Genomic DNA, 22,960 nt, shown 5'->3' on the forward strand with positions numbered 1-22,960 from the left:
AACCTAAGCTCAGCCCTTGCCGACCGACCGGGGCGCTGTCCCGTGGCGTCGGGCGCACCGAGCCGATCGACCCGATCACTTTCTCCGAGGGAACATATCATGGAATTCTCGACACTGTTCGACACGCTCATGGGCACGTGGGGCGATGAAATCCTGGTCTGGGCCGTCGCGGCCGTGACCGGCTGCATCGGCCTCATCGCCGTGGTGAATGTCCTGGACATCTTCATCGGCAGCAGCGGCGGCAGCGCCAGCGGCAACAGCAACGAAGTCAGCTGAGAGAGGGCGACACGACGTGCCCAGAACCCCGATGACGCCCCAGAACAAGGCGGCCGCAGGCCGTCGCGCCAGCACCGCCAAGGCCGGTGATGGGGCCAACGCCAAGCAGCTGCAGCTCGAGGGCTTCACCGCCGAGCATCCCGCGCACCTGACGACCAACCAGGGCCTGCAGATTCCCGACAACCACAACTCGCTCAAGGCGGGCGTGCGCGGGCCCACGCTGCTCGAAGACTTCATCCTGCGCGAGAAGATCACGCACTTCGACCACGAGCGCATTCCCGAGCGCGCCGTGCATGCGCGGGGCTCGGCGGCGCATGGCTACTTCCAGGCCTACCAGTCGATGTCGCAGTACACCTGCGCCGATTTCCTGCAGGACCCGGACGCGAAGACGCCCGTGTTCGTGCGCTTCTCGACCGTGGCCGGGTCGCGGGGCTCGGCCGACACCGTGCGCGACGTGCGCGGCTTTGCCGTCAAGTTCTACACGCGCGAGGGCAACTACGACCTCGTGGGCAACAACATGCCCGTGTTCTTCATCCAGGACGCGTTGAAGTTCCCCGACCTCATCCACGCCGTGAAGCCCGAGCCGCACCACGAGATGCCGCAGGCCGCGAGCGCGCACGACACCTTCTGGGACTTCGCCTCGCTCATGCCCGAGACCACCCACATGCTGATGTGGGCCATGAGCGACCGCGCCATTCCGCGCAGCCTGCGCATGATGGAAGGCTTCGGCGTCCACACCTTCCGCTTCGTGAATGCGCGCGGTGAAAGCCACTTCGTGAAGTTCCACTGGAAGCCCAGGCTCGGCGTGCACGGCCTCGTGTGGGACGAGGCCCAGAAGATCGCCGGCAAGGACCCCGACTTTCACCGCCGCGATCTCTGGGAGGCCATCGAGCAGGGCCACTTCCCCGAGTGGGAACTCGGCGTGCAGCTCATCGCGCCCGACCGCGCCGAGTCGCTCGGCTTCGACCTGCTCGACCCCACCAAGCTCATCCCTGAAGAAATGGTGCCCGTGCAGCGCATCGGCAAGCTGGTGCTCAATCGCAACCCCGACAACTTCTTTGCCGAGACCGAGCAGGTGGCCTTTCACCCCGGCCACGTCGTGCCCGGCATCGACTTCAGCAACGACCCGCTGCTGCAGGGGCGGCTGTTCAGCTACACCGACACGCAGATCTCGCGCCTGGGCGGCGCCAACTTCCACGAACTGCCGATCAACAAGGGCGTGTGCCCGTTCCACAACTTCCAGCGCGACGGCATGCACCGCCAGACCATCGCGCGCGGCCAGGTCGCCTACGAGCCCAACACGCTGGGCAGCGGCACCGAGTTTCGCGTCGACGGCGGCAGCCACGGCTTCCAGTCCTTTCCCGACGAGGTCGTGTCGCCCAAGGTGCGGCGCCGCAGCCCGTCCTTCGACGATCACTTCACGCAGGCGCGCCTGTTCTTCAACAGCCAGAGCATGGCCGAGAAGGAACACATCGTCGCGGCCTTCCGCTTCGAACTCTCGAAGGTCGATGTGCCGGCCATCCGCCAGCGCATGGTCGACAACCTCGCGCACGTCGACGAGAAACTCGCACGCCGCGTGGCCGAGCCACTGGGCATCGGCGAACCCGATGCCAAGGCGGCGGCGGGCTACGCGGGCTTTCGCGAGCACCGCATGGACCTGCCCATCGACGAATCGCCTGCGCTGCGCATGAGCGACGGCAGCGCCGACGGCGTGGTGCGCACGCGCAAGGTCGCGATCCTCGTGGCCGACGGCGTCGATTCGGCGTCGCTCAAGCCGATCCGCGATGCGCTCGAACAGGCGGGCGCACTGTGCAAGGTGGTGGGCCCGAAGCTCGGCACCGTGGCCAGCGCCTCGAAGCGCCAGATCGACATCGACATGACCTTCACGAACACCGCCTCGGTGATGTTCGATGCCGTGCTCGTGCCCGCGGGGGCGGAGGGCGTTGCAGCGCTCGCGGCGCAGGGTGATGCCGTGCACTTCGTGCTCGAGGCCTACAAGCACTGCAAGGCGATCTGCGTGGTCGGCGAGGGCGTGCAGCTGCTCGCATCGCTCGGCGTCACGCCCGAAGGCGAGGCACCGGCCGGCGTGGTGGTGGCGCAGACGCCTGTCACGAACCTGGGAGACGCCACTGCGGCGACCCAGATCGCGCACGACTTCATTGCGGCGATCGCGAAGCATCGGCACTGGGACCGCGCCAGCATCGACAGCGTCCCCGCCTAGCCTGAGCAGGCTCTACGCCATTTGCGCTAGACCGTATTGCGAATAGGCGAGGTGAACACCCGCTCCTAGACTTTCCCACGAGGCCTGAACGGCGCGCACTCCCGCGGCGTCGAGCGTTCGCGGCAGCGCGAGTGCATGGGTCGAGGGGGTTCAATGGCGTGGTTTTCGAGTTGGGGATGTGCGCATCCGGCGCGTCGCCGTGCCGGCCTTGCCGGAACGGTCGGCCTGGTGGGTGTGCTGCTTCTGGGCCCCGGTGGCCCTTCGGCGCTGGCACAACGTCCGGCGTCACCACCACCTGCGGCGCCCGCTGCTCCAGCGGGCGGCCCGAATGCCGAGGCCGCGGCCGACCGGATGGCGCAGGCGCGCCTTGCGGACACCGACACGCTGCTGGCGCTGACCAGCGAAGGCGCGGTGCTCTACGGGCAGGACGCGGTCAAGCTCTCGGGTTATCAGTACTGCAGCCAGGCCGTCGCACTGGCCGAGGCGGGGGAGTTCCGCCAGAGCGTGCGCGCCGCGAGCAAGGCGCTGCACCTGGCCAACGCCACCAGCGACCCGAACCTGCGCGCCGTGGCCAACCGCGACCTGGCGATCGTCTACAGCTACTCGGGCCAGCTCGAAAAGGCCGAGGAGTTCGCGCGCGAAGCGCTGCGCCACACCGCGCGCGACCCGAAGCTGGTGGTCGGCCCGGTGCAGAAGGTGATCGGCGACGTGCGCACGCGGCGCGGCGACTTCGCCGGCGCGGTGCTCAGCTACGAGGAGGCGCTGGCCAACAGCTCGCCGCGCTACGCGCCGCTGGTGCAGGCCTCGCTGGTCAACGCGCTCATCGAATCGGGTGACGCGGCACGCGCGCGCCAGGTGCTCGGCGACATGGCCGAGCCGCGCGAAGCGCCGCTGGCCGCGCAGCTCGAACGCACGCGCGCCCGCCTGCTGCTGGCCGAGAACAAGCCCGCCGAGGCACGCGACAGGTACCGTGCGCTCACCGCGCGGCAGGTTGGCACCGACACCGCCTACTACCGCCTCTGGGCCTGGGACGGCGTGGCGCGCAGCGAACTCGCGCTGGGCCAGAAGCAGGCCGCCGCCGAGGCCGCGGGCCGCGCGCTGGCCGACGTCGACCAGGTGCGCGCGCGCTTTCGCAGCGAAGAAGTGAAGATGGGCCTGTTCTCCGACCTGCAGTCGGTGTTCGAGCGCGGCGTGGCGGTGTACAGCGAAGCGGGCGATCCGCAGCGTGCGTTCGAGGTCAGCGAGCACAGCCGTTCGCGCGCGCTGCTCGATGCGGTGCGCGGGCGCGCCAAGCTCAGTGAATCGTCCGCCGGCACGGTCGGCGTGGCCGCGCTGCAGCGCACGCTGGCGGCCGACGAGCGCGTGGTGCAGTACCACGCGCTGCCGGATCGGCTGATGGTCTGGGTCGTCGGGCCCGACAGCATCACCGAGAAGCGCATCGGCGTGAAGCGCGAGGAGCTCGCCGAACTCGTCGAGACCTTCCGCAATTCGATCGTGCGCGGTCGCCGCGCGGCCATCACCAACGCCGACAAGCTGGGCGCCGCGCTGCTCGGCCCGCTGGGCCTGGCACCGGGCCAGCGCGTGGTGGTGGTGCCGCACGGGCCGCTGCACTACCTGCCGTTCCAGGCGCTGCGCCTGGACGGGCGCTACCTCATCGAGACGCACCCGGTGTCGGTGGCGCCGTCGATCAGCATCGCGGTGCAGCTGGCGCAGCGCACGCCGCGCGTGAACGCGTCGCTCACGGCCTTCGGCAATCCGCGCATCGAGGACAAGTACGACCTGCCAGGCGCCGAGACCGAGGTGAAGCAGCTCGCGCAGCTGTTCCCGCGCAACACCGTGTACATGGGCGCCGCCGCCACCAAGACGCAGTTCCGCGACGTGGCCTCGCGCTCGCCGCTGATGCACGTGGCGGCGCACGCCGAGGCCGACGAGGTCGATCCGCTGTACTCGCGCATCCTGCTGGCGAACGAAGGCGGCAAGCAGAACTTTCTCGAGGCGCACGAGATCCTCGCGTTGCCGATGGATGGCACGGCACTGGTCACGCTTTCGGCCTGCGAGTCGGGCCTGGGGCGCATCGCGCAGGGCGACGAGGTGCTGGGCTTCACGCGCTCGTTCCTCTCGGCCGGCAGCTCCAGCCTCATCGCCTCGCTGTGGCCGGTGTCGGACGACGCCACTGCCGTGCTCATGGGCACGCTCTACGGCGAGCTCGCCAAGGGCCGCGACATCCAGAAGGCCATGCAGGCCGGCCAGCTGGCCGTGCTGAAGGACCCCAAGATGTCCCATCCCTTCTTCTGGGCGCCGTTCAACCTGATCGGCAACTGGCGTCTCACCGTCGGGAGCTGACCATGTCTTCGCCACGCTCCCTCCTGCAAAGAAGCACTGCCATGGCCCCTGCGATCCGCCTTCGTTCACGGCCGACGCCGGTCGCTCTCGCCGCCATGGCACTCGTCGGCGCCACGCTGTGGGTCGCCATGCCCCGCGCCCATGCGCAGGAGGCCACCACGCTGCTGCCCACCAAGGACCCCTGCGGCAGCTGCGACCGCCCCGTCGCGCAGGCCACCGGCGCCGTCGCTCCGCAAACCCTGCCCGCGCAGCCACAGCGGGCCGCCGCGGGCAGCTTCAAGCTCACCGACCTGCGCCTGAACGGCGTGAAGGCGCTGAGCAACGAAGAGCTGCAAACCATCACCGCGCCGTACATCGGCCGCGACGTCACGCTCGGCGACCTCGAAGGGCTCGCGCAGGCCATCACCACGCGCTACAAGGAGCGCGGCTACTTTCTTGCGCAGGCCGTGGTGCCGGTGCAGACCGTGCGCGACGGCATCGTCGAGATCAGCATCATCGAAGGCCGGCTCGGCAAGGTCGATGTGGTGGTCGCGCCCGAGGCGCCGATCAGCGAGGCGCGCGTGCGCGGCTTCCTGGCGGCGCTGCAGCCCGGCGAGGCGGTGAACGCGCCGGCCTACGAGCGCGCGATGCTGCTGCTGTCGGACCAGCCCGGCCTCAAGGTCTCGTCGAGCCTGCAGGAAGGCGCGCAGGCCGGCACCACCGATCTGTCGGTCGAGGTCGAGGCCGGCCCGCGCTGGGCCTTCTCGGCCGAGGCCGACAACCACGGCACCAAGGAGGCCGGGCGCTACCGCGTGGGGGGCACGGCCCGCTGGCTCAGCCCCTTCGGCATTGGCGACAACCTCGATGCGCGCGTGCTGCTGTCCAACAGCAACGCGCTGCAGTATGGACGCGTGTCGTACGAGGCGCCGCTGGGCACCAGCGGCCTGCGCGCGGGCATCGGCATCTCGCGCGTGAGCTACGACCTGGGCGGCCAGTTTGTCGACCTCGACGCACGCGGCCGTGCCGACGTGCTCGACGTGTCGCTCAACTACCCGCTGATCCGCCAGCGCCAGCAGAACCTGTTCCTGCGCCTCACGGCCGACGTGAAGGACCTCACCGACGAACTGCGCGGCGTCGACTTCACGGCCAAGAAGCGCGTGCAGGGCTTCGGCATCGGCTGGGCCTGGGAGCGGCGCGACGAGGTGCTCGGCGGGGGCTACTGGGCCAGCTCGGGCACGCTGTACCACGGCGACCTGTCGATCCGCGACGCGCAGAGCTTCCAGTCCGACCAGCAGTTCGGCGGGCGCCACACCGAAGGCGGCTTCACCAAGCTGAGCTTCCAGGTGTCGCGCCTGCAGGCCATCGTGCCGCGGCATTCGCTGTACGTCTCGGTCGGCGGCCAGTGGGCGAGCAAGAACCTCGACGCGTCTGAAAAACTCGCGCTCGGCGGCGCGCGCGCGGTGCGCGCCTACCCCTCGGGCGAACTGCTGGTGGACCAGGGCCTGATCGGCACGCTCGAATACCGCTGGGCCGCGACCGACGAGGTCACGCCCTATCTGTTCTACGACGCGGCACGCGGACGCATCGCGCGCCATCCTTCGCCCTTCGACGGCGAGAACACCCACAGCCTGCGCGGCTACGGCATCGGCCTGAGCTGGTCGCGCCCGGGCAACTTCTCGATCAACGCCACGCTCGCCTGGCGCGCCGGCACACCGCCCGCGCAGACCGACGGCGGCGGGCGCAATCCGCGGCTGTACGTGCAGCTGCAAAAGGCGTTCTGACCATGAAGCCCCGTAACCTCCAACCCCGGCTGACGTTGCGCCCGCTGGCGCTTTCGATCGCGTGCATGGGCCTGGCGCCCGCGCTGGCACAGACCATCCTGCCGAGCTTCGGACCGGGCGGCTACACCACGCTGGGTGGCGTGACGGTGGGCACCACCACGTCGGCCACCAGCGCGGGCGGGCAGGCACTGGGGATCTCGCAGTCGTCGCTGCGCGCGATCATCAACTGGAATGCCTTCTCCATCGGCGCGAAGGACGCGGTCAACATCACGCACACCAACCCGTCGCAGGCCGCGGCCAGCATCCTGCTCAACCGCGTGACGGGCAACCAGCTCTCGACCATCGCCGGGCAACTCACGTCGCCGGGGCGTGTGTTCCTCGTCAACCCGAACGGCGTGGTATTCAGCCAGGGCGCGCAGGTCAACGTGGGCGGTCTCGTGGCCTCCACGCTGGCGCTGAGTACCACCGACAACGCCTTCCTCGAAGGCAGCACCCAACTCACTTTCGAACGGCCCGACGGCAACACCAATGTCGTCAGCAACGCCGGCGTGCTCACCGCCACCGGCGGCCCCGTGGTGCTGATGGGCGCCGAGGTGACCAACAGCGGCCGCATCGTGGCCGACCGCGGCACCGTGGCGCTGGCTTCGGGCCGCAAGATCAGTTTCGACCTGGGCAACGACGGGCTCACCAACCTCGTGGTCGCGGCCGACGCGATGGCCACCAGCGCCAAGGTGGTCAATACCGAGAGCGGCACCTTGCAGGCCGACGGCGGGCGCGTGATGCTCGTCGGCAGCTCCAACACGGCGGGCGAACTGGTGGTGAACCAGTCGGGCACGGTGCGCGCGCGCACGTTGGAGAACGTCAACGGCGAGATCGTGCTCGGCGCGGGCCGCGACAACCGCATCGAGATGAACGGCGGCCTGCTCGACGCCACCGGCGCGGGCGCGGGCCAGCAAGGCGGCAGCATCCGCATCGCGGCCGGGCAGGTGCGCATCGAAGGCACCGGCGCGGGCGACCAGCGCGCGGTGATCGACGCCAGCGGCCAGGCTGGCGGCGGCAGCGTGTCGGTGCATGGCTACGACGTGGCGCTGTCGTCCACGTCGGTGCTGCGCGCCGATGCCACCACTGGCGGCGCGGGCGGCACCGTCACCACCGCCAGTGCCAAGGACCAGGCCCTGGTCGGCGAGGCCGATGCAGCCCCCGAGCGCGAATCGCGGCTGCAGGCCTACGGCGAGATGACCGCGCGCGGCGCGGGCGCCGGCAAGGGCGGTGCAATCTCGAACGAAGCCGATTCGGTGCGCGTGCAGGCCGTGCGCGTCGATGCGGGCGGTGGCGCGCAAGGCGGTGCCAACGGCAGCTGGACGGTGAGCGCGAAGCAGTCGGACCTGGGCATCGTCGAGGCCGGCAACGTGCCCGTGTACGACAGCAAGCTGCCGTCCTTCGGCGGCGGTGTCGTCAGCGCCGGCAGCGTTGGCGACACGCTGGGCCGCGGCACCGACGTGACGCTGGCGAGCGGGCGCACCGGCGTCGGCGCGGGCGTCACCTTTGCGCCCGGCGTGCAGGTCATCAAGAGCGAAGGCGGCACGGCGCGGCTGCGCGTCGACTCGGCCGGCAGCATCGTCATGAACGAGGGCTCGGCCATCACGTCGCAGCAAGGCGCACTGCATGTCGACTTCAACGCCGATTCCACCGGCCTGGTCGCCACCAACGCGAAGAACATCAACAACAGCAGCGGCAACCCTTCCGCCGAGAGCGACTACGCCGCAGCCATCGTGCTGACCGGAGCGACCATCGCGGCCAACGGCGGCGACGTGCGCTTCTTCGGCCAGGGCGACGCTCAGAACGGCCGTGCCATCGGTGGGATGGCTCCGCTCGGCGGCGACACCGGCGACTATGTGTGGCGCGACGGCGTGACGCTGGCGGGCAGCCAGGCCACGACCCGCGGGGACGGCCGCGTGACGATGCGCGGCCAGGGCCGCACCTGGATCGACGACCAGGACAACAGCGACTTCATCTTCCGCGGCAGCAACGGCGTGTCGATCATGGGCGGCACGGTCGAAGCCGGCGCCGGCGGCCTGCAGGTCGATGGCCTCGCGGGCTATGAACGCAGCGGCGTCGCCGTCAGCAGCGGCGCGGTGCTGAAGTCGGTGGGCGACATCGGCATCAAGGGCCAGGGGCCGACCTGGACTTCAGACATCGGCGGCGCCGCGGTGGGCGCCAGCACGGCCGTCGTCATCGACGACGCCACCGTCGCCGGCGAACGCGACGTGCGCATCGAAGGCCAGGGCGCCAACCTCGACGGCCTGCGCACCGACACGGGCTTTGCAGCGGGGAACATGTCCGCCGGCGGCGGCAACGGCGTTGCCATCCGTGGTGCGGTCTCGGCCGGTGCGGGCCGGCGCATCGACGTGATCGGCCATGCGGGCAGCGAAGGCTTCAGCGCCACGCAGGGCAGCCCCGACATCGTCATCACGCCATCGACCACGCCCACCTACGGCGTGGCCGTCACGGCCGACAGCGACCACCCGATGGCGCTGCGCACCGACGGCGGCACCATCGCCATCGACGGCCAGGGCACCGATGTCTCGATGCGCCTGGTCACCTTCTTCTCCGGCGTAGGCACCAGCGTCGGCACGCTGGCCTCGGTGGCCAGCGACAGCGGCAAGGGCGGCAGCATCTCGGTGCAGGGGCGCAACGTGCTGATCGACGGCGCCACGAACTCCGACGGCTCGCCCGCGGTGGCGCGCCTCGATGCCAGCGGCGCCACCGGCGGCGGCAGCATCGACATCGCAGGCAGCAATGCCGTCGCCATCGGCAAGAACACCAGCCTCGAAGCCAACGTCACGGGTACGGGCAGCGGCGGCAGCATCAAGGTGGTGGCGACCCAGACGCTGCGCGCCTACGGCCAGCTGTCGGCACGCGCCGGTGCGGCCGGCGGCGACGGCGGGCGCATCGAAACTTCGGCCGCACGCTTCGACCTGCGGGGTGCGCGCGTCGATGCGTCGGCGCCGAACGGCGCGGCGGGGCAGTGGTTCATCGACCCCTTCGACCTCACCATCAGCCACGGCAACACCGGCGGCACGCTGCCGAGCAACCCGTATGACGCGCTCGCCAACTCGACCATCGAGGACGGCGACATCAACACCGCGCTCAACGGCGGCACCAGCGTGCGGATCTCCACGGGCACCGGCACGGGCGGTGGCGGCGTCATCACGCTCGAGCCCGACGTCGACATCAACTACACCGGCTCCAAGGGCCCGCTCACGCTCCAGCTGGACGCCGCCAGCGGCATCCAGACGCGCACGCCCGGCACCACCATCCGCGCCACCGGCGGCGACGACCTGAACGTGGTGATGAACGCCGGCGTCAACCCCGATGGCACGCCCTCGGGCAGCAGCGGCTACATCAACTTCGCGGGCAACATCCTCACGCAGGGCGGCAGCGTGTCGATGAACGCGCTGGGCACGGGCGCGCCCGGCAGCGGCTCCATCCGCCTGAACGGCGGGCAGGTCATCACCGACGGCGGCAGCGTGTCGCTGTTCAGCGGCCAGCCCGGTGCGCCGACCGGCACGGTCGTCGCGCGGGACGTACAGGTCGACACGCGCGTCGGCCAGAGCGACGCGGGCGCGGGCGGCAACGTGCGCATCGAAGGCGGCGACGTGTACCTGCAGGGCGCGCGCATCGCCACGGCCACCGGCAACGTGGACATCCGCGGCACCTCGACCACGTGGGACAGCGGCGTGGTCATCACCGACGGCCAGACCGGCCCGAGCACCATCAGCACCACCAGCGGCAACGTCACGGTGCAGGGCGTGGCGCGGCGCCAGGCCTCGTCCACCTTCGCGGCGGCGCACGGCGTGCTCATCAACGGCGGCAGTTCCATCACCACCGGCAGCGGCAGCATCGCGGTGCGCGGCTACAACTTCAACAACGACCCGTCGGCACCGGGCGCGACCGAAGACAGCGGCGTGCGGCTGGAGAACGGCGCGCAGCTCGTCACCACGGGCGGCGGCCACATCGAGGTGACGGGCCGCTCGCAGAACGGCGGCCGCGGCGTCGTGCTGCAGGCCGGTGGATCGCCGACCGCGCCGGGTGCGCTGCCGGGCATCCGCAGCAGCGGCAACGTGCTGCTGCGTGCGAGCAACGACGGCAGCGGCGACTCGATCGTCATCGAGGCACCGGTCGTCGCGGCCGGCGCCATCGACCTGCGCCCGGGCGGGGTCGATGCCAACATGAACGTGTCGGACGACACGGCCACGCCCATCGTGCTGGGCGGCCCCACGGTCAACGGCTTCTCGGTGTCCGGCGCCGAGTTCGCGCAGCTTTCCGCGCCGACCATCGTCGCGGGCAGCACCACGCATGCGGCCGACATCACGGTGGCGGGTGCGCTCTCCACCGCGGGCGCGCTGACGCTGCAGAACGAGGGCGGCGGCAACATCGCGCTCAACGCGCCGGTCTCGGCCGCGACGCTGGGGCTGCTGTCGGGCGGCAACGTGAGCCAGTCGGGTGCGGGCGCGATCACGGCGGGCACGTTGCTCGCGCGCTCGCGCAACGGCAGCGTCGATTTGCGCAATCCGGCGAACGACGTGGCCACGGTCGGCGGCGGTGCGGCCGGCGGCTTTGCGTATGTGGATGCGAACGCGGTCACGATCGGGCCAGTGTCGGTCACCGGTTTCGATGCGGCGGGCAACCTGCCGCAAGTCACCTCGGCCGACTCGATGGCGGCGAACACGGTGCTCGTGCGCACGCTGAGCGGCGACCTCACGCTGGGCGCACCCGTCAGCAGCACCAGCGGCACCGACCTCGTGGCAGCGGCGCGCTTGCAGAACCCGGGGGGCTTCGGCATCTCGGGCGCGCTGTGGCGCGTGTGGGCCGACACCTGGGTCGGCGAAACGCGCGGCGGCCTGGCGGGCTCGGGCCCGCTGCCCAACTTCTATCACTGCGCCTACCTGGGCCTGTGCACCGTGACCGTGACGCCGGGCGACAACCACTTCATCTACGCGCAGCAGCCGACGGCCACGATCGTGATCGCCGATGCGTCGCGCGCGGTGGGCGCGCCCAACCCGTTCTTCGTCTACAGCCTCACGGGCCTGATCCTTGGCGACACGGGCGCGGGCTTCAGCGGGTCGATGTCCACGACGGCGGGGCTGGCCAGCCCGTCGGGCCTGTATCCGATCAACGGCAGCTTCACCTCGGCCGAAGGCTATGCGGTGCGCGTGGTGCCCGGCGAGCTGCGGGTCACCGCCGCGCCGTCGCGGCCCGTGCTGCCGTTGCTGCCTTCGGTGGACGTGGTGCGCGAGCCGCTGACCTCGTACCTCTACGACAAGAACATCGGCCAGGCGCCGATCTGCCTGGCCACCGGCCCGCTCGACGGCGACCGCGTGGCGCAGGGCGCCGACGTGCTGGCGCGCGAATGGTCGCGCGTGCGCTCGCGGCCCAACCTGCTGAGCTGCGTGAACACCGAGCGGCGCAACGGCTGTTCGGACTTCTGAGACGCAAGGCGTGTCAGCGCACCGCGTCGCCGCGGACCGTGAGCACGAAGAGCTGCGCCATCAGGTCCGCGAGCAGTCGCAGCTGCGGGTCGTCGGTCAGTGGGGCATGCCGCCACGGCGCGACCTGCGCATCGACGCCATCGATCGGCCCCGCGAAGAACAAGCGCCGCAGCGCGCCGCCGAGCACGTCGTGCGCCGCCGCGTCCGCGGGGTTGCCGAGCGCGCTGTCGGCATGGCTGCCGAATGTCGGCGTGGCAAGGAAGGGCGAGAGCACCGTGCCTTGCAGGCGGTCGTCGCGCAACAGGCGGCCCAGCGTCAGGTCGTACGGTTGCGACGGCCCGTTCGCGAGCGCTTCCTGCAGCAACGCGGGCAGCACGCGCAGGCCCTTCGGCGTCACGAGGTAGGCGACCGCCCCCCAGTTGTAGAGCATGCGCGCATCGAGAAAGTCGATGCCCGTCAGCGCATGGCGCGGCGCGCTGCTGCCTTGCGGCAGCCGTCGCTGCAGGCTCTGCCAGAGCGCGAGCAGCTGCTGCGTCCCGGTCACGGGCTGGCACTCCAGGAACGCGATGTCACAGCCGTCGGCTTCGAGTTGCGCGAGCACGCCGCTGCGCAGCACCGTCGGCAGCGCCTCGCTGAGCTGCGCATCGTCCTCGAGCACCAGCAGCGCTTCGCCGGCGTTCGCGCGGGTGATGGCTTCGGTGTGCGAGAGAAAGCAGGCATGCTCGCCGGGCGTGATCGCTGCACCGCCGGACGTGAGCGTGCGCGCATCGACGGCCGCGTGTCGCCGGATGTCCGTCAGCCCGAGCCGCTGCAGCTGCGCGTCCATGGCGGCGCGGCGACGGGTGCTTCGCTCGAGGTTGATGTAGCAGCCTTGCATGGGTACCTCCGGTGCTTCATCGCTGAAGGCGCGATGCAGTGGACATCATGACGTCGGAAGCCCTGGAGGCTTCGTTGCGCGATGCGGGCCGGCCGTGGCTCAGCGTCGTGCTGCCTTTCTACCGCAAGCTCGCCGAGTTCGAGCGCGTGCTGCCGATGAATGCAGCGTACTGGGCGCGGCCCGGCATCGAGGTGGTGCTGGCGCTCGACGAACCCGGCGAAGAAGCCGGCGTGCTGGCGCTGGCCGCGCGCTTTGCGCAGATTCGCTGGAAGGTGCTCGTGAACGACGTCGCGCACGCGTGGCGCCCGCCGTGCAAGGCCATCAACGCCGCCGTGCGTTGCAGTGCGGGGCGCTTCGTGCTGGTCCATTCGCCCGAATCCGCCTACGCGGGCGATGCAATGGCCGTGCTGCTGCGGGCGGCGATGGGGCACGCGCGCGGCGTCGCCGTCGGCCGTGTTGGCTTCGCGCGCTTCGACGAACTCACGGACGCCGCCGACACGCTCGACGCCGCCTTCGCCCGCCAGGTGCCGCCCGAGCTGCTGCTGCAGACCTTCTACGGCTCGCTGTGCTGCGCGCGCGAAGCCTTCGATGCGGTCCATGGCTACGACGAATCGCTTGAAGAATGGGGCGGCGACGACGACAACCTGCGCGTGCGCCTCGAGATGGCGGGCTGGCAGCTGCTGGCCTGCCCGGGCGCGCACCTGCTGCACCTGTCGGACGAAACGCGCACCGGCGGCGAGCAGTTCGATCGCGACCTCGACTGGATTCGATGCACACCGCACGAGGCCCGCGCCGGTGATGCCGGCTGGGGCCGTGATTTCGACCGCGTCGCGCGCAACGGCAGCGCAGGCCCATGGCCCGCCGATGCACCGGTCTGGCTGCACGCCACCGTTGCCACACCGGTGGTGCCAATGGGCTCGCGCCGCCAGTGCGAGGTCTGCGCGCGCCTGCTGCATCACGAAGCCAGCGCTTTCCATTGCCCACGGTGCGAGAACCCGCCGATCCCGCCGCGTCTCACCTCGCGGCTGCGCATCGTCTGCGTGATGCAGGTGCGCAACGAGGCGCGCTATCTGCCAGGTTGCCTCGACCACCTGCGCGGCCATGTGGACGGCATCGTCGCGCTCGACGACGGCTCGACCGACGGCACAGCCCCCATCCTGCGGCGCGAGCCGATGCTGCTTGAGCTGCTGTCGAACCCACCGCGCGACGATGGCGCGCACGTCTGGGACGAGACCGAGAGCAAGCGCCGCCTGCTTGACGCGGCACGCCGCCACGGCGCGGGCTGGGTGCTGGTGTGCGATGCCGACGAGCGCTACGAACAGCTGTTCCTGCGTCACCTGCATGCCACCGTCGATTCGCTGCCCGACCACCAGCTTGCCAGCCTGTCGCTCGTGTCCTGCGAACTCTGGAACTCTCCCGATGCATGGCGCAGCGATGGTCCGTGGGGACGCAAGTCGCGCGCGCGCTTGTTCCGGTTGCCGCGGCAGATCGCGTTCGACCAGAGTCCTGCGCTGCACGGCCCGTGGCTGCCCGACGACGCGCAGCGCCACGGCCCGATGTTCTACAGCCGCTACCGGTTCTATCACCTGAAGAGCATCCGGCACGAAGACCGCGTGGCCCGGCGCGACCTCTACACGCGGCTCGATCCGTCTCGGCAGTTCCAGGCCATCGGCTATGAGTACCTCGCGGAGGAAGGGCCGGGCCTGCAGCTGGTGCGCATCGCGCCCGATCGCGACTACGACCGCAGCACCTTGCCGCCCGATCTGCAGGAATCGGCTCAGCCGCCCAACCCCAGCGTTCTCGCGAAGTCGCCACGGTAGGTGCGCAGGCCCTGGTGCGACAGCTGCGAGCGCGTGTCGACATGCACGCGTCCGCCGATCGACTGCCAGCGGCGGCAGAAGCCGTAGTCTTCGCTGAGGTAGCGCCCGTTGTTCGGTTCGGCGAACACGTCGAAGAAGCGGTAGTGCGGGCGCGCCGCGACGAGCGGGTCGTCCATGCGGTCGGGCGTGTAGCGCAGCTCGGGCAGCGCCTGCGCCATCCGCTCGAGCACATGGCGCGCGATCAGCATGAAACCGGTGGGTGCATCGAGCACTTCGAGAAAACCGTCGGCGTCGACGCCCGCGCCCGCGTCGCGCGCATCGTTCAGGTTGACCGGAAACGCCGCATGCAGCGCCTCGAAGTCGGCGCGCGTGGCGCCGGCCGGCAGTGGCGTGCGCAGGCCGCCGTCGGGCCAGCCGTCGCTCTTGTGCGGGTACACGCCGGCCACCACGTCGCGGCCCGCAGTGAGCAGCCGCACAGCCGCCTCGGGCTCGAAGCCGATGTCGGCGTCGATCCAGAACAGGTGTGTCCAGCGCGTGTCGGCCAGGAACTCGGCGGCCAGCCGGTTGCGCGCGCGCGTGACGAGGCTGTCGCCGTCCAGAAAGCGCGTCTGCATCGCGAAGCCGTGGGTCCACGCGAGGTTGACGAGACCGAGCAGGCTGCGCACGCACGCGGTGCCGACCGCGCCGCTGTGGCAGGGCATGGCGACGAAGGGGCGGATGTCTTTCAGGTCGACGGTTGCAGGCATGGGCGGTCAGGCGCCGGGCGCGTGGCGCCGCGTGGTGAGCAGTGCGCGCAGCTTGGCCGGCGCCACCGGTTTGGTCAACAGCGTCACGCCGCCCTGGCGCAGCCGCTGCAGCACCTCGGGCCCGGTGGCGCCCGATACCAGCACGGCGAGCGCCTGGGGCTGCAGGCGGCGGGCGGCATCGATCACTTCCACGCCGTCGGCGTCGCCGGCCAGTTGCAGGTCGCACAGCACGGCGTCGTAGGCGATGTCGCCGGTGCCCAGCCGCGCGAGCGCCTCGGCGCCGGTGGTGACGCATTCGACCTCGCAGCCCCATTGCGTGAGCAGCGCGTGCGTGCCGTCGAGGATGGCGGCGTCGTCGTCCACCACGAGGCAGCGCAGTCCGGCCAATGGGGCGGGCGCGATCGGTGCGGGCTCGGGCGGCGCCACGTCGGCCATGCGCGCAGGGGGCAGCGTGAACGCGAAGGTGCTGCCGGCCTGCAATGCCGAGCGCACGGTGATGCGGGTGCCGAGCAGGGCAGCGATGCGCGTGCAGATCGCCAGGCCCAGGCCGAAGCCGCGGCGCCGGTCGCGCTCGGTGTTGGCCACCTGGTAGAACTCCTCGAAGATGCGGCCCTGGTGGATGGGCGCGATGCCCACGCCGTTGTCGCGCACTTCGATGCGCACGCCGGCCCGGCTGCGCCGCGCGGCCACCAGCACGGTGCCGCCGTCGGGCGCGTGGCGCAGCGCATTGGCCACGAGGTTGCCGACGATGCGCTGCACCATCGCCGCGTCGCTGCGCACCGCCAGGCCGCGGTCGCGCCAACGCAGCCGCACCTGCACCGCGCTGGCGGCGGGTGCGTGCTGCGCATCGAGCTGGTCGAACAGCGCAGCGAGCGAAACGCGCGTGATGGCGGGCGTGAGCACCTGCGCGTCGAGCCGCGAGATTTCGAGCAGGTCGTCCAGCAGCACGCCCATGAAGCCGGTGCTCTCCTGCAGCCGCAGCACGGCGGGGCGCTGTGCCTCGGTGGCGCTGGGCAGCAGGCCGTCGATGAACAGGCCCATGGCGTGCAGCGGCTGGCGCAGGTCGTGGCTCGCGGCGGCCAGGAAGCGCGCGCGAGAGAGCGCCGCCTGTTCTGCCTCGGCCATGCGCTGCAGCGCGACGGCGGTGGCTTCGCGCACGCGCTCCTCGCTCACCTGGCGGTTGTATTGCAGCCGCTCGGCGAGGCGGTCGATGTCGTGCGCGAGCACGGCCAGCTCGTGCGTGCCACGCGTGCCGCCTTCGACCACGCCGCAGCGCACCTCGAAGTGGCCGGCTTCCAGCGCTGCCACCGTGCGCGACACGCGCCGCAGCGGCCGCGCCACCGTGCGCGCCATGTGGCGCACCGAGGCCCACGCCGCCAGCAGCGCGACCAGCGCGATGCCGATGCCGGCAATGAGCGACCGGCTGCGCTCGTGCGTGTAGGCGGTGGTGTCGCGGAAGGTCTGCACCAGCCCGATGGGCGCGTCGCCCCCGGTGGTGGAGCCCGCGGGTGCGAAGGCGCTGGCACGCGAGGCCTCGCGCAGCGTGACCGGCGCGCTGAACATGCGCAGCTGCGCGAGCGATTCGTTCTTCGGCCCGGCCGTGACGTACACGCCGGCGCTGTTGCTGATCTCCACGCGCGTCACCTGCCCGCCGCGCAGCGCGGCCGAGGCCACGTTCTGCAATGCCGGCAGGTCGCCCGCGTACAGGCTCAGGTCGGACATCGCCGCCACCTGTTTCGCGACGGCCTGGCCTTCGGCGTCGAAAGCGGCTTCGAGCGTCTGCAGCCGGTGGTGCGTGAACCAGCCGGTGAGCGCCAGCGCCACGGCCGCGCAGGGCACGACGCCCAGACGGAACAGGTCGCGCTGCAGGTGGCCGCGCACCACGAGCGATGCGGCGGACGGTGGGGGTGGCGGCGGCGGCGAGGCGGGAGAGTCGACCGCCACGCCTGCTCCCGCCGTCGGTCGGGACAGCGCGGACGGGGCGACCGGCGTGGTGCTCATCGCGGGGCGGCGAGTCGTTCGGTGAGCTCCCGTTCCTCCGGCGGACGCAGGCCGAGCCCGCGTGCCACGGTCGCGTTGATCCGCACGGTGGCGGGCGTGGCCGCCTCCACCAGAGGACCGCTGGGGTTGCCGGCGCTGGCCACCTTCTGCCCGAGCTGGCGCGCCTGCTGGGCCAGCTGGCCGGGCGTGGAAACCGCCGCCGCCAGGCCGCCCGAGCGCACCAGCCCTTCGCTGGCGCCGAACACCGGCAGGCCCGCGCCGGCGCCGGCATGCAGCACCGAGAGCGTCGCGGCCTGGCTGTCGCCGATCAGGTCGGGCAGCACCATGAGGGCGTCGCTGCGCGGCACGAGGGCGCGCAGCGCGGCGGCCAGCGAGCGGGCGTCGGGCGCGATCTCGACCTGCAGGTCCCAGGCGGGATAGGCGGTCTGCGCAGCGCGCTGCAGCTCGCGCACCAGCGGTTCGGATTCGGGCGTGGCGATGACGCCCAGGCGGCGCTTCTGCGGCAGCACGGCGTTCACGAGCGCGAGCTGGTCGGCCATGGCCGGGTCGCGCAGCAGCACGCCCACGCGCCGGTCGCCGCGGCGCAGGGCGGAGGGAGTGGCGGCCTTGAGGTTCTCGTACTCGAGCCGGCTCAGCATCGCGAGCACCAGCGGCTCGGCGCCGGGGCGCTCGAGGGCGGCGCGCGCGGCGGCGGTGCCGACCGCCACGGTGAGGCCTGCGTCGCCGGGGGGGCGCAGGCTGCGGGTGCGCACACCGGCATTGGCGGCGGGTTCGGTGTCGGCCGGTTCAGCCGCGCCCGGCGCGATGCGCACGAGGTCGAACCTGCCGGACGACTGGTCGCTGCGCAGCTGCTGCACGAACTCCGCCGATGCGGCCTGGTCGTCGCCGACCAGCACCGTCAGGTTGGCCGCCGATGCACCACACGGCACGGCGGTCAAGCACAGCACGAGGCCGCAGGCCAGCAGGGCGTGGACAGCACGGTGCACTCTTCCGAAGAAAAGCGGAATGGGAGGGTTCTCGGCGACGGACATGGACTGCTTTGGGCAGCAAGCGGCAATGACCCAATGTAAGGACGCGTCCCGTTTCCCGCGATAAGGCGGAGGGCTTATGCCCGCGCATGCGAGGGCCCGCGGGTGTGAGGAAGATCACACCGCGGCGGCTGCTTGGCCTATGTCCGACGGACTACCCGGCGCCTACCGCAATCCGTGGTCAGAGGCTGGCCGCGATCGTCAGTGCGGCTGCGCGCTGTGCCTGGATTGCCTGGCGCAGCACGCGCGGCGACACCGGCTTGTAGAGCACGGCGATGCCGGCGGCCGCCACTTCGCGCAGGCGGTCGGGCTTGGTCTCGCCGGTCACCAGCAGGCGCGCCGTGCCGGCGCCGATGCCGTTGGGGTGGCGCTCGAGCGCGGCGATCACGTCCAGGCCGTTGTCGCCGCCCTGCAGCAGCAGGTCGCTCACCACCACGTCGGGCGGCGTGTCCCAGTGGTCGGCCAGCGCCAGCGCCTCGGCGCGCGTTTGCGCGGCCAGCACCGTGGCGCCCCAGTTGGCGAGCACCACGCTCAGGCCTTCGAGGATGGTGCGCTCGTCGTCGATGACGAGGATGCGCAGCTGCGCCAGGCTGTCGGCGTTGCTGCTGCTGCTGTTGTCGTTGGCGGCAGTGGCCGCAGCGGGTGCCGGGGCCATCGGTGCCTGCAGCGCGGCGGGCGCGGCGCGCACCTGCACGCGCACGCAGGTGCCCTTGTGCAGGCGCGAGCTGAGTTCGACGCGCGTGTTCAGCAACTCGGCCAGCCGCTGCACCGTGGCCAGCCCCAGGCCCATGCCGCGCGCGCCGCCGGGTGCGTTGCTGCGGCTGGCCGCCTCGACCTGGTAGAACTCTTCGAACACCCGGGCCTGGTGCTGCGCGGCAATGCCCACGCCGGTGTCGACCACATCGATGCGCACGCCCTTGCCGCGTGCGCGCGCACCGATCAGCACGCCACCCGCGACCGTGTGGCGCAGCGAGTTCGACACCAGGTTGTTCAGGATGCGCGAAAGCATCACGTAGTCGCAGCGCACCCACAGTTCGGTCTTGCGCACCACCAGCCGCAGACCCTGCTGCTCGGCCACGGGACGGAAGTTGCGGCTGATCTCCTCGAACAGCCGGTCGAGCGGAAAGTCGGCCCACTGCGGTTGCAGCACGCCGGCATCGAGCTGCGACAGGTTGAGCAGCTCCGAGAACAGCCGGTCGAGCGAATCGACGCACTCGCGGATGTGGCCGATGCGCTGCAGCTTCACCGGGTCGGTCTCGCCGTTGGCCAGCCCGTCGGAGAACAGCGTGAGCGCATGCAGCGGCTGGCGCAGGTCGTGGCTGGCGGCGGCCAGCAGCCGCGTCTTGGCCTGGCTGGCCACTTCGAGCAGCTGGTTCTTGCGTGCCAGCTCGGCCGTGGCTTCGGTGATGCGGCTTTGCAGCAGCCGGTGGCTTTCGGCCAGCGCGCGCGCCGCCTGGTTGAAGCCATGCTGCAGGTGGCGCACCTCGGAGGTGCCTTCGATGGCCACGCTCGCGTTTTCGCCCGCGCCGAGCCGGTCGACCGCCGCGCCCAGCGCGCGGATCGGCTCGCTGATGCGGCGCGCCGCCCACCAGCCCGCCAGGCCCACGCCCAGCAGGCTCACGGCCAGCACCAGCGCCACGTTGATCCACACTGAACGGCGCGCACTCTGCACTGCGTCCAGCCCGATCTCGACCATCACCTTGCCGTTGTGCCGGCCGTTGTCGCTGACGATCGGCACCACCACCTGCAGGCCCTCGCCGCGGCGGCGATCGACGGTTTCGGAGTTGGCGACGATCTCGCCGTCCTCGGTCCAGATCTGCACCTGCTGCACGTGCGGCTGGTACATGCCCGTCTGCGCGGTGCGCGCCAGCGCGCGGCGGTCCATGCGCGTCAGCGGCGCCTGCGCCACCGTGGCCACCTGCAGCGCCACCGTCTGTGCGTTGGCGCGCATCAGCTCGGTGAGGTTGCCCAGGTGCTGGCGCGTGAGCACCGCGATGGCCACCAGCGTGGCCGCCGTGGCTGGCACCAGCGCCAGCAGGATCAGCTGCTGGGCGAAGGTGAGGCGGGCCAGCCCGCGCAGGAGGCGGAAGTTCCAGTTCATGAAGGCCTTGGGCGCATGGGGGCGAGCTTAGGGCCGTCGATCCGATCAGGGAAGTGCGGAAAACAGCACGAAAAAAGCCGCTATTTGCGATGTAATGGCGTCCGCGTCGCCCATGCCAGTCCCCGCCGGTTCGTCGCGGGCCTTTGTCTTCCGATGTCCCCATGCAGGCTTTCTTGCGTCGTTTCGGCCATTTCCTCCAGACCGGCCGCCCTGTGGCCCTGGTGCTTGCCATGGGGCTGCTGCTGCCGCTGCTGGCCACGGCCCAGGCGCCGGCTCCTGGGCCCGCAACGGACGCGCCGGTGCGCTTCGGCATCCTGCCGCTGGGGGGGGCCTTCGAGTCGCGCAGCGACTGGGACCCCCTGCTGGCCGAACTCAGCCGCGCCATCCAGCGGCCGGTGAGCGTGCTCTCGGTCAATTCGTACGAGGCGCTGGAGCAGGCCATCCAGCGCGGCGAAGTCGACATGGCGTTCCTGTCCGGAAAGATGGCCCTCGACACCGTGAGCCAGAAACGCATGAAGGTCGTGGCCCAGGTCGTGCGGCACGACGGCCTGCCCGGCTACCGCGGCCTGCTGCTTGCGCGCAAGGCGCCGCCCTTCAACACGCTGAAAGACCTGATCGAGCAGCCCGAGCGCTGGCGTCTGGCGCGCGGCGAGCGGCAGTCGGTGTCGGGTTTCATCGTGCCGCAGCTGCAGTTCTTCCTGCCGAACCATATCGTCATGGAGACGCGCTTCCTGAGCGAGTTCGTCGGCACGCACCAGGCCACCGCGCTGGCCGTGGCCAACAACGAGGCTGACGTGGCCACCAACAACTCGGCCGATTTCGAGCGCTTCAAGGCCCGCTTTCCCGCCGAGGCACAGCGGTTGCAGGTGCTGTGGGAGTCGGAACTGATCCCGCATGCGCAAATCGTCGTGGCCCGTGAGTACCCGGCCGAACTGCGCCAACGCGTGCAGGCTTTCCTGGTCGCCTACGGCCGCGGCAAGGGGCCGCGCGGCGACGCCGAGCGCCTGGTGCTCAAGTCGCTGCATGACCTCGCCGGTTTCGTTGCGGCCGACAACAGCTCGCTGCTGCCCGCCGCCAGGCTCGCCTACCAGCTCGCAATGCAGAACGCGAAGAGCGCGCAATGGGTCAACGACGCAGCGCGGCAGGCGCGGCTGCAGCGGCTGGAGAACGGCTACGCCGAGCAGCTCGCCGTGCTGAAGGATGTGAGCCCTTGAACCGGCGCACGATGCTCGCGATGGCCGCGTCGTCGCTGGTGATGCTGGTGGCGCCATGGTCGGCGCACGCGCAGCCTGCGCCTCCTGCCAAGGCTGCGTCGGCGATCAGGGAAGTGCGCTTCGGCGTGCTGCCGCTGGGCGGCACCGTCGAGTCGCGTGCGTTCTGGACGCCACTCATGGCCGACATGAGCCGCGCGCTCGGCCTTCCCGTCAGCGCGTACTCGGTGCCGTCGTACGAAGAACTCGACCGCGCCATCGGCCGCGACGAGATCGACATGGCTTTTCTCTCGGCCAAGATGGCGCTCGATGCGGTGATGCAGCGGCGCATGAAGGTCGTCGCGCAGATCGCGCGGCGCGACGGCATGCCCGAGCACCGCGCCGTGCTGCTCGCGCGCAAGGCCGGGCCGCTCAACACGCTCGAGGGTTTGCTGGCCCAGCCCGAACGCTGGCGGCTCGCGCGCGGCGACAGCCGTTCGGTCACCGGCTTCATCGTGCCGCAGAGCCAACTCTTCCTGCCGAACCACATCGAGATGGAAACCCGCTTTCGCAGCGAGTTCGTCGGCACGCACCAGGCCACCGCGCTGGCCGTGGCGAATGGCGATGCCGATGTCGCCACCAACAACACCACCGACTTCGAGCGCTTTCGCGAGCAGTTTCCGGTCGAGGCGGCAAGGCTGCAGGTGATCTGGGAATCCGAGCCGCCGCCCGGTGCCCCGATGGTGGTGCGCCGCGACTATCCGCCCGAGTTCCAGGCGAAGCTGCAGGCCTTCCTGGTCGGCTATGGCAAAGGCAAGGGACCGCGCGGCGATGCCGAGCGCGAAGTGCTGAAAGACCTGCGCGCGGCCTACGGCTATGTCGCGGCGGACGACAGCGCGTTGTTGCCGGAAGCCAAGCTGGAATACCAACTGGGTAGGCAGCGCGCGCTGTCGGCAGCATGGGTCAACGACGCGGCGCGCGAGCAGCGGTTGCAGCGCATCGAGAAAGCGTATGCGGCGCAGGTGGAAGCGCTGCGCGGCTTTGCTGCACCTCGCTAGAGAAGAAGTTGCGGGGCCGCGTCGCCTCGCTTCGCATGCGCGCTTTC

Annotated in this window: 13 protein-coding genes; 8 read left to right on the plus strand and 5 right to left on the minus strand. The window is 70.9% G+C overall.

From position 1 onward, the window contains the following. Nucleotides 1-99 precede the first annotated feature (99 nt). The 5 genes from ASD34_RS27950 to ASD34_RS26505 all read left to right on the plus strand — a co-directional run bounded on the left by ASD34_RS27950 (nt 100) and on the right by ASD34_RS26505 (nt 12,092). Nucleotides 100-276 (plus strand): hypothetical protein, encoded by a 177-nt coding sequence (locus tag ASD34_RS27950; RefSeq protein ID WP_200937667.1) that lies wholly within the window; start codon nt 100-102, stop codon nt 274-276. Nucleotides 277-307: 31 nt separating this feature from the next. Beyond that, complete coding sequence (locus ASD34_RS26490) at nt 308-2,497, plus strand: catalase (RefSeq protein ID WP_056584490.1); 2,190 nt, start codon at nt 308-310, stop codon at nt 2,495-2,497. Between the two features lie 228 nt (nt 2,498-2,725). Then, nucleotides 2,726-4,840 (plus strand): CHAT domain-containing protein, encoded by a 2,115-nt coding sequence (locus ASD34_RS26495; protein WP_235510263.1) that lies wholly within the window; start codon nt 2,726-2,728, stop codon nt 4,838-4,840. A 41-nt stretch (nt 4,841-4,881) separates the two neighbouring features. After that, nucleotides 4,882-6,600: a ShlB/FhaC/HecB family hemolysin secretion/activation protein gene (locus ASD34_RS26500; protein WP_235510265.1), complete on the plus strand. Its 1,719-nt coding sequence runs from the start codon at nt 4,882-4,884 to the stop codon at nt 6,598-6,600. Between the two features lie 2 nt (nt 6,601-6,602). Beyond that, a complete protein-coding gene (locus ASD34_RS26505) occupies nt 6,603-12,092 on the plus strand; it encodes a beta strand repeat-containing protein (protein WP_056584497.1) in 5,490 nt (1,829 codons plus the stop codon). Nucleotides 12,093-12,105: 13 nt separating this feature from the next. Here ASD34_RS26505 and ASD34_RS26510 read toward each other — a convergent pair whose 3' ends face one another. Continuing rightward, the gene (locus ASD34_RS26510) at nt 12,106-12,969 is read right to left on the minus strand and encodes a glycosyltransferase family 25 protein (protein ID WP_056584500.1); all 864 of its coding nucleotides are present in this window, start codon (nt 12,967-12,969) and stop codon (nt 12,106-12,108) included. A gap of 47 nt (nt 12,970-13,016) precedes the next feature. On the opposite strand from ASD34_RS26510, the gene ASD34_RS26515 reads away from it, so the two are divergent. Continuing rightward, nucleotides 13,017-14,789, plus strand: coding sequence for a glycosyltransferase family 2 protein (locus ASD34_RS26515; protein ID WP_157609766.1), 1,773 nt, complete (start codon nt 13,017-13,019; stop codon nt 14,787-14,789). Here the strand turns inward: ASD34_RS26515 and ASD34_RS26520 are convergent. From ASD34_RS26520 to ASD34_RS26535, 4 genes are all read right to left on the minus strand, one after another. Beyond that, nucleotides 14,747-15,535, minus strand: a complete 789-nt coding sequence (locus ASD34_RS26520) for a hypothetical protein (RefSeq protein ID WP_056584506.1) — start codon at nt 15,533-15,535, stop codon at nt 14,747-14,749. The two genes, ASD34_RS26515 and ASD34_RS26520, sit on opposite strands and share 43 nt — an antisense overlap. Before the next feature lie 6 nt (nt 15,536-15,541). Further along, complete coding sequence (locus tag ASD34_RS26525; protein WP_082549105.1) at nt 15,542-17,536, minus strand: ATP-binding protein; 1,995 nt, start codon at nt 17,534-17,536, stop codon at nt 15,542-15,544. After that, entirely contained in the window at nt 17,533-18,522 is a 990-nt protein-coding gene (locus ASD34_RS26530) for an ABC transporter substrate binding protein (protein WP_235510267.1), read from the minus strand. Before ASD34_RS26530 ends, ASD34_RS26525 begins: the two co-directional genes overlap by 4 nt. Nucleotides 18,523-18,745: 223 nt before the next feature. Then, nucleotides 18,746-20,665, minus strand: coding sequence for a hybrid sensor histidine kinase/response regulator (locus tag ASD34_RS26535; protein ID WP_056584512.1), 1,920 nt, complete (start codon nt 20,663-20,665; stop codon nt 18,746-18,748). Between the two features lie 161 nt (nt 20,666-20,826). Between ASD34_RS26535 and phnD (ASD34_RS26540) the strand changes: the two genes are divergently transcribed. Together phnD (ASD34_RS26540) and phnD (ASD34_RS26545) are read left to right on the plus strand one after the other, a co-directional pair. Then, complete coding sequence (gene phnD / locus ASD34_RS26540; protein WP_056584514.1) at nt 20,827-21,879, plus strand: phosphate/phosphite/phosphonate ABC transporter substrate-binding protein; 1,053 nt, start codon at nt 20,827-20,829, stop codon at nt 21,877-21,879. Nucleotides 21,880-21,899: 20 nt separating this feature from the next. Next, a complete protein-coding gene (gene phnD, locus ASD34_RS26545) occupies nt 21,900-22,913 on the plus strand; it encodes a phosphate/phosphite/phosphonate ABC transporter substrate-binding protein (RefSeq protein WP_056584747.1) in 1,014 nt (337 codons plus the stop codon). Nucleotides 22,914-22,960 lie beyond the last annotated feature (47 nt).

Origin of the sequence: Variovorax sp. Root473 (assembly GCF_001426505.1) — a bacterium.
GTDB lineage: Bacteria > Pseudomonadota > Gammaproteobacteria > Burkholderiales > Burkholderiaceae_C > Variovorax.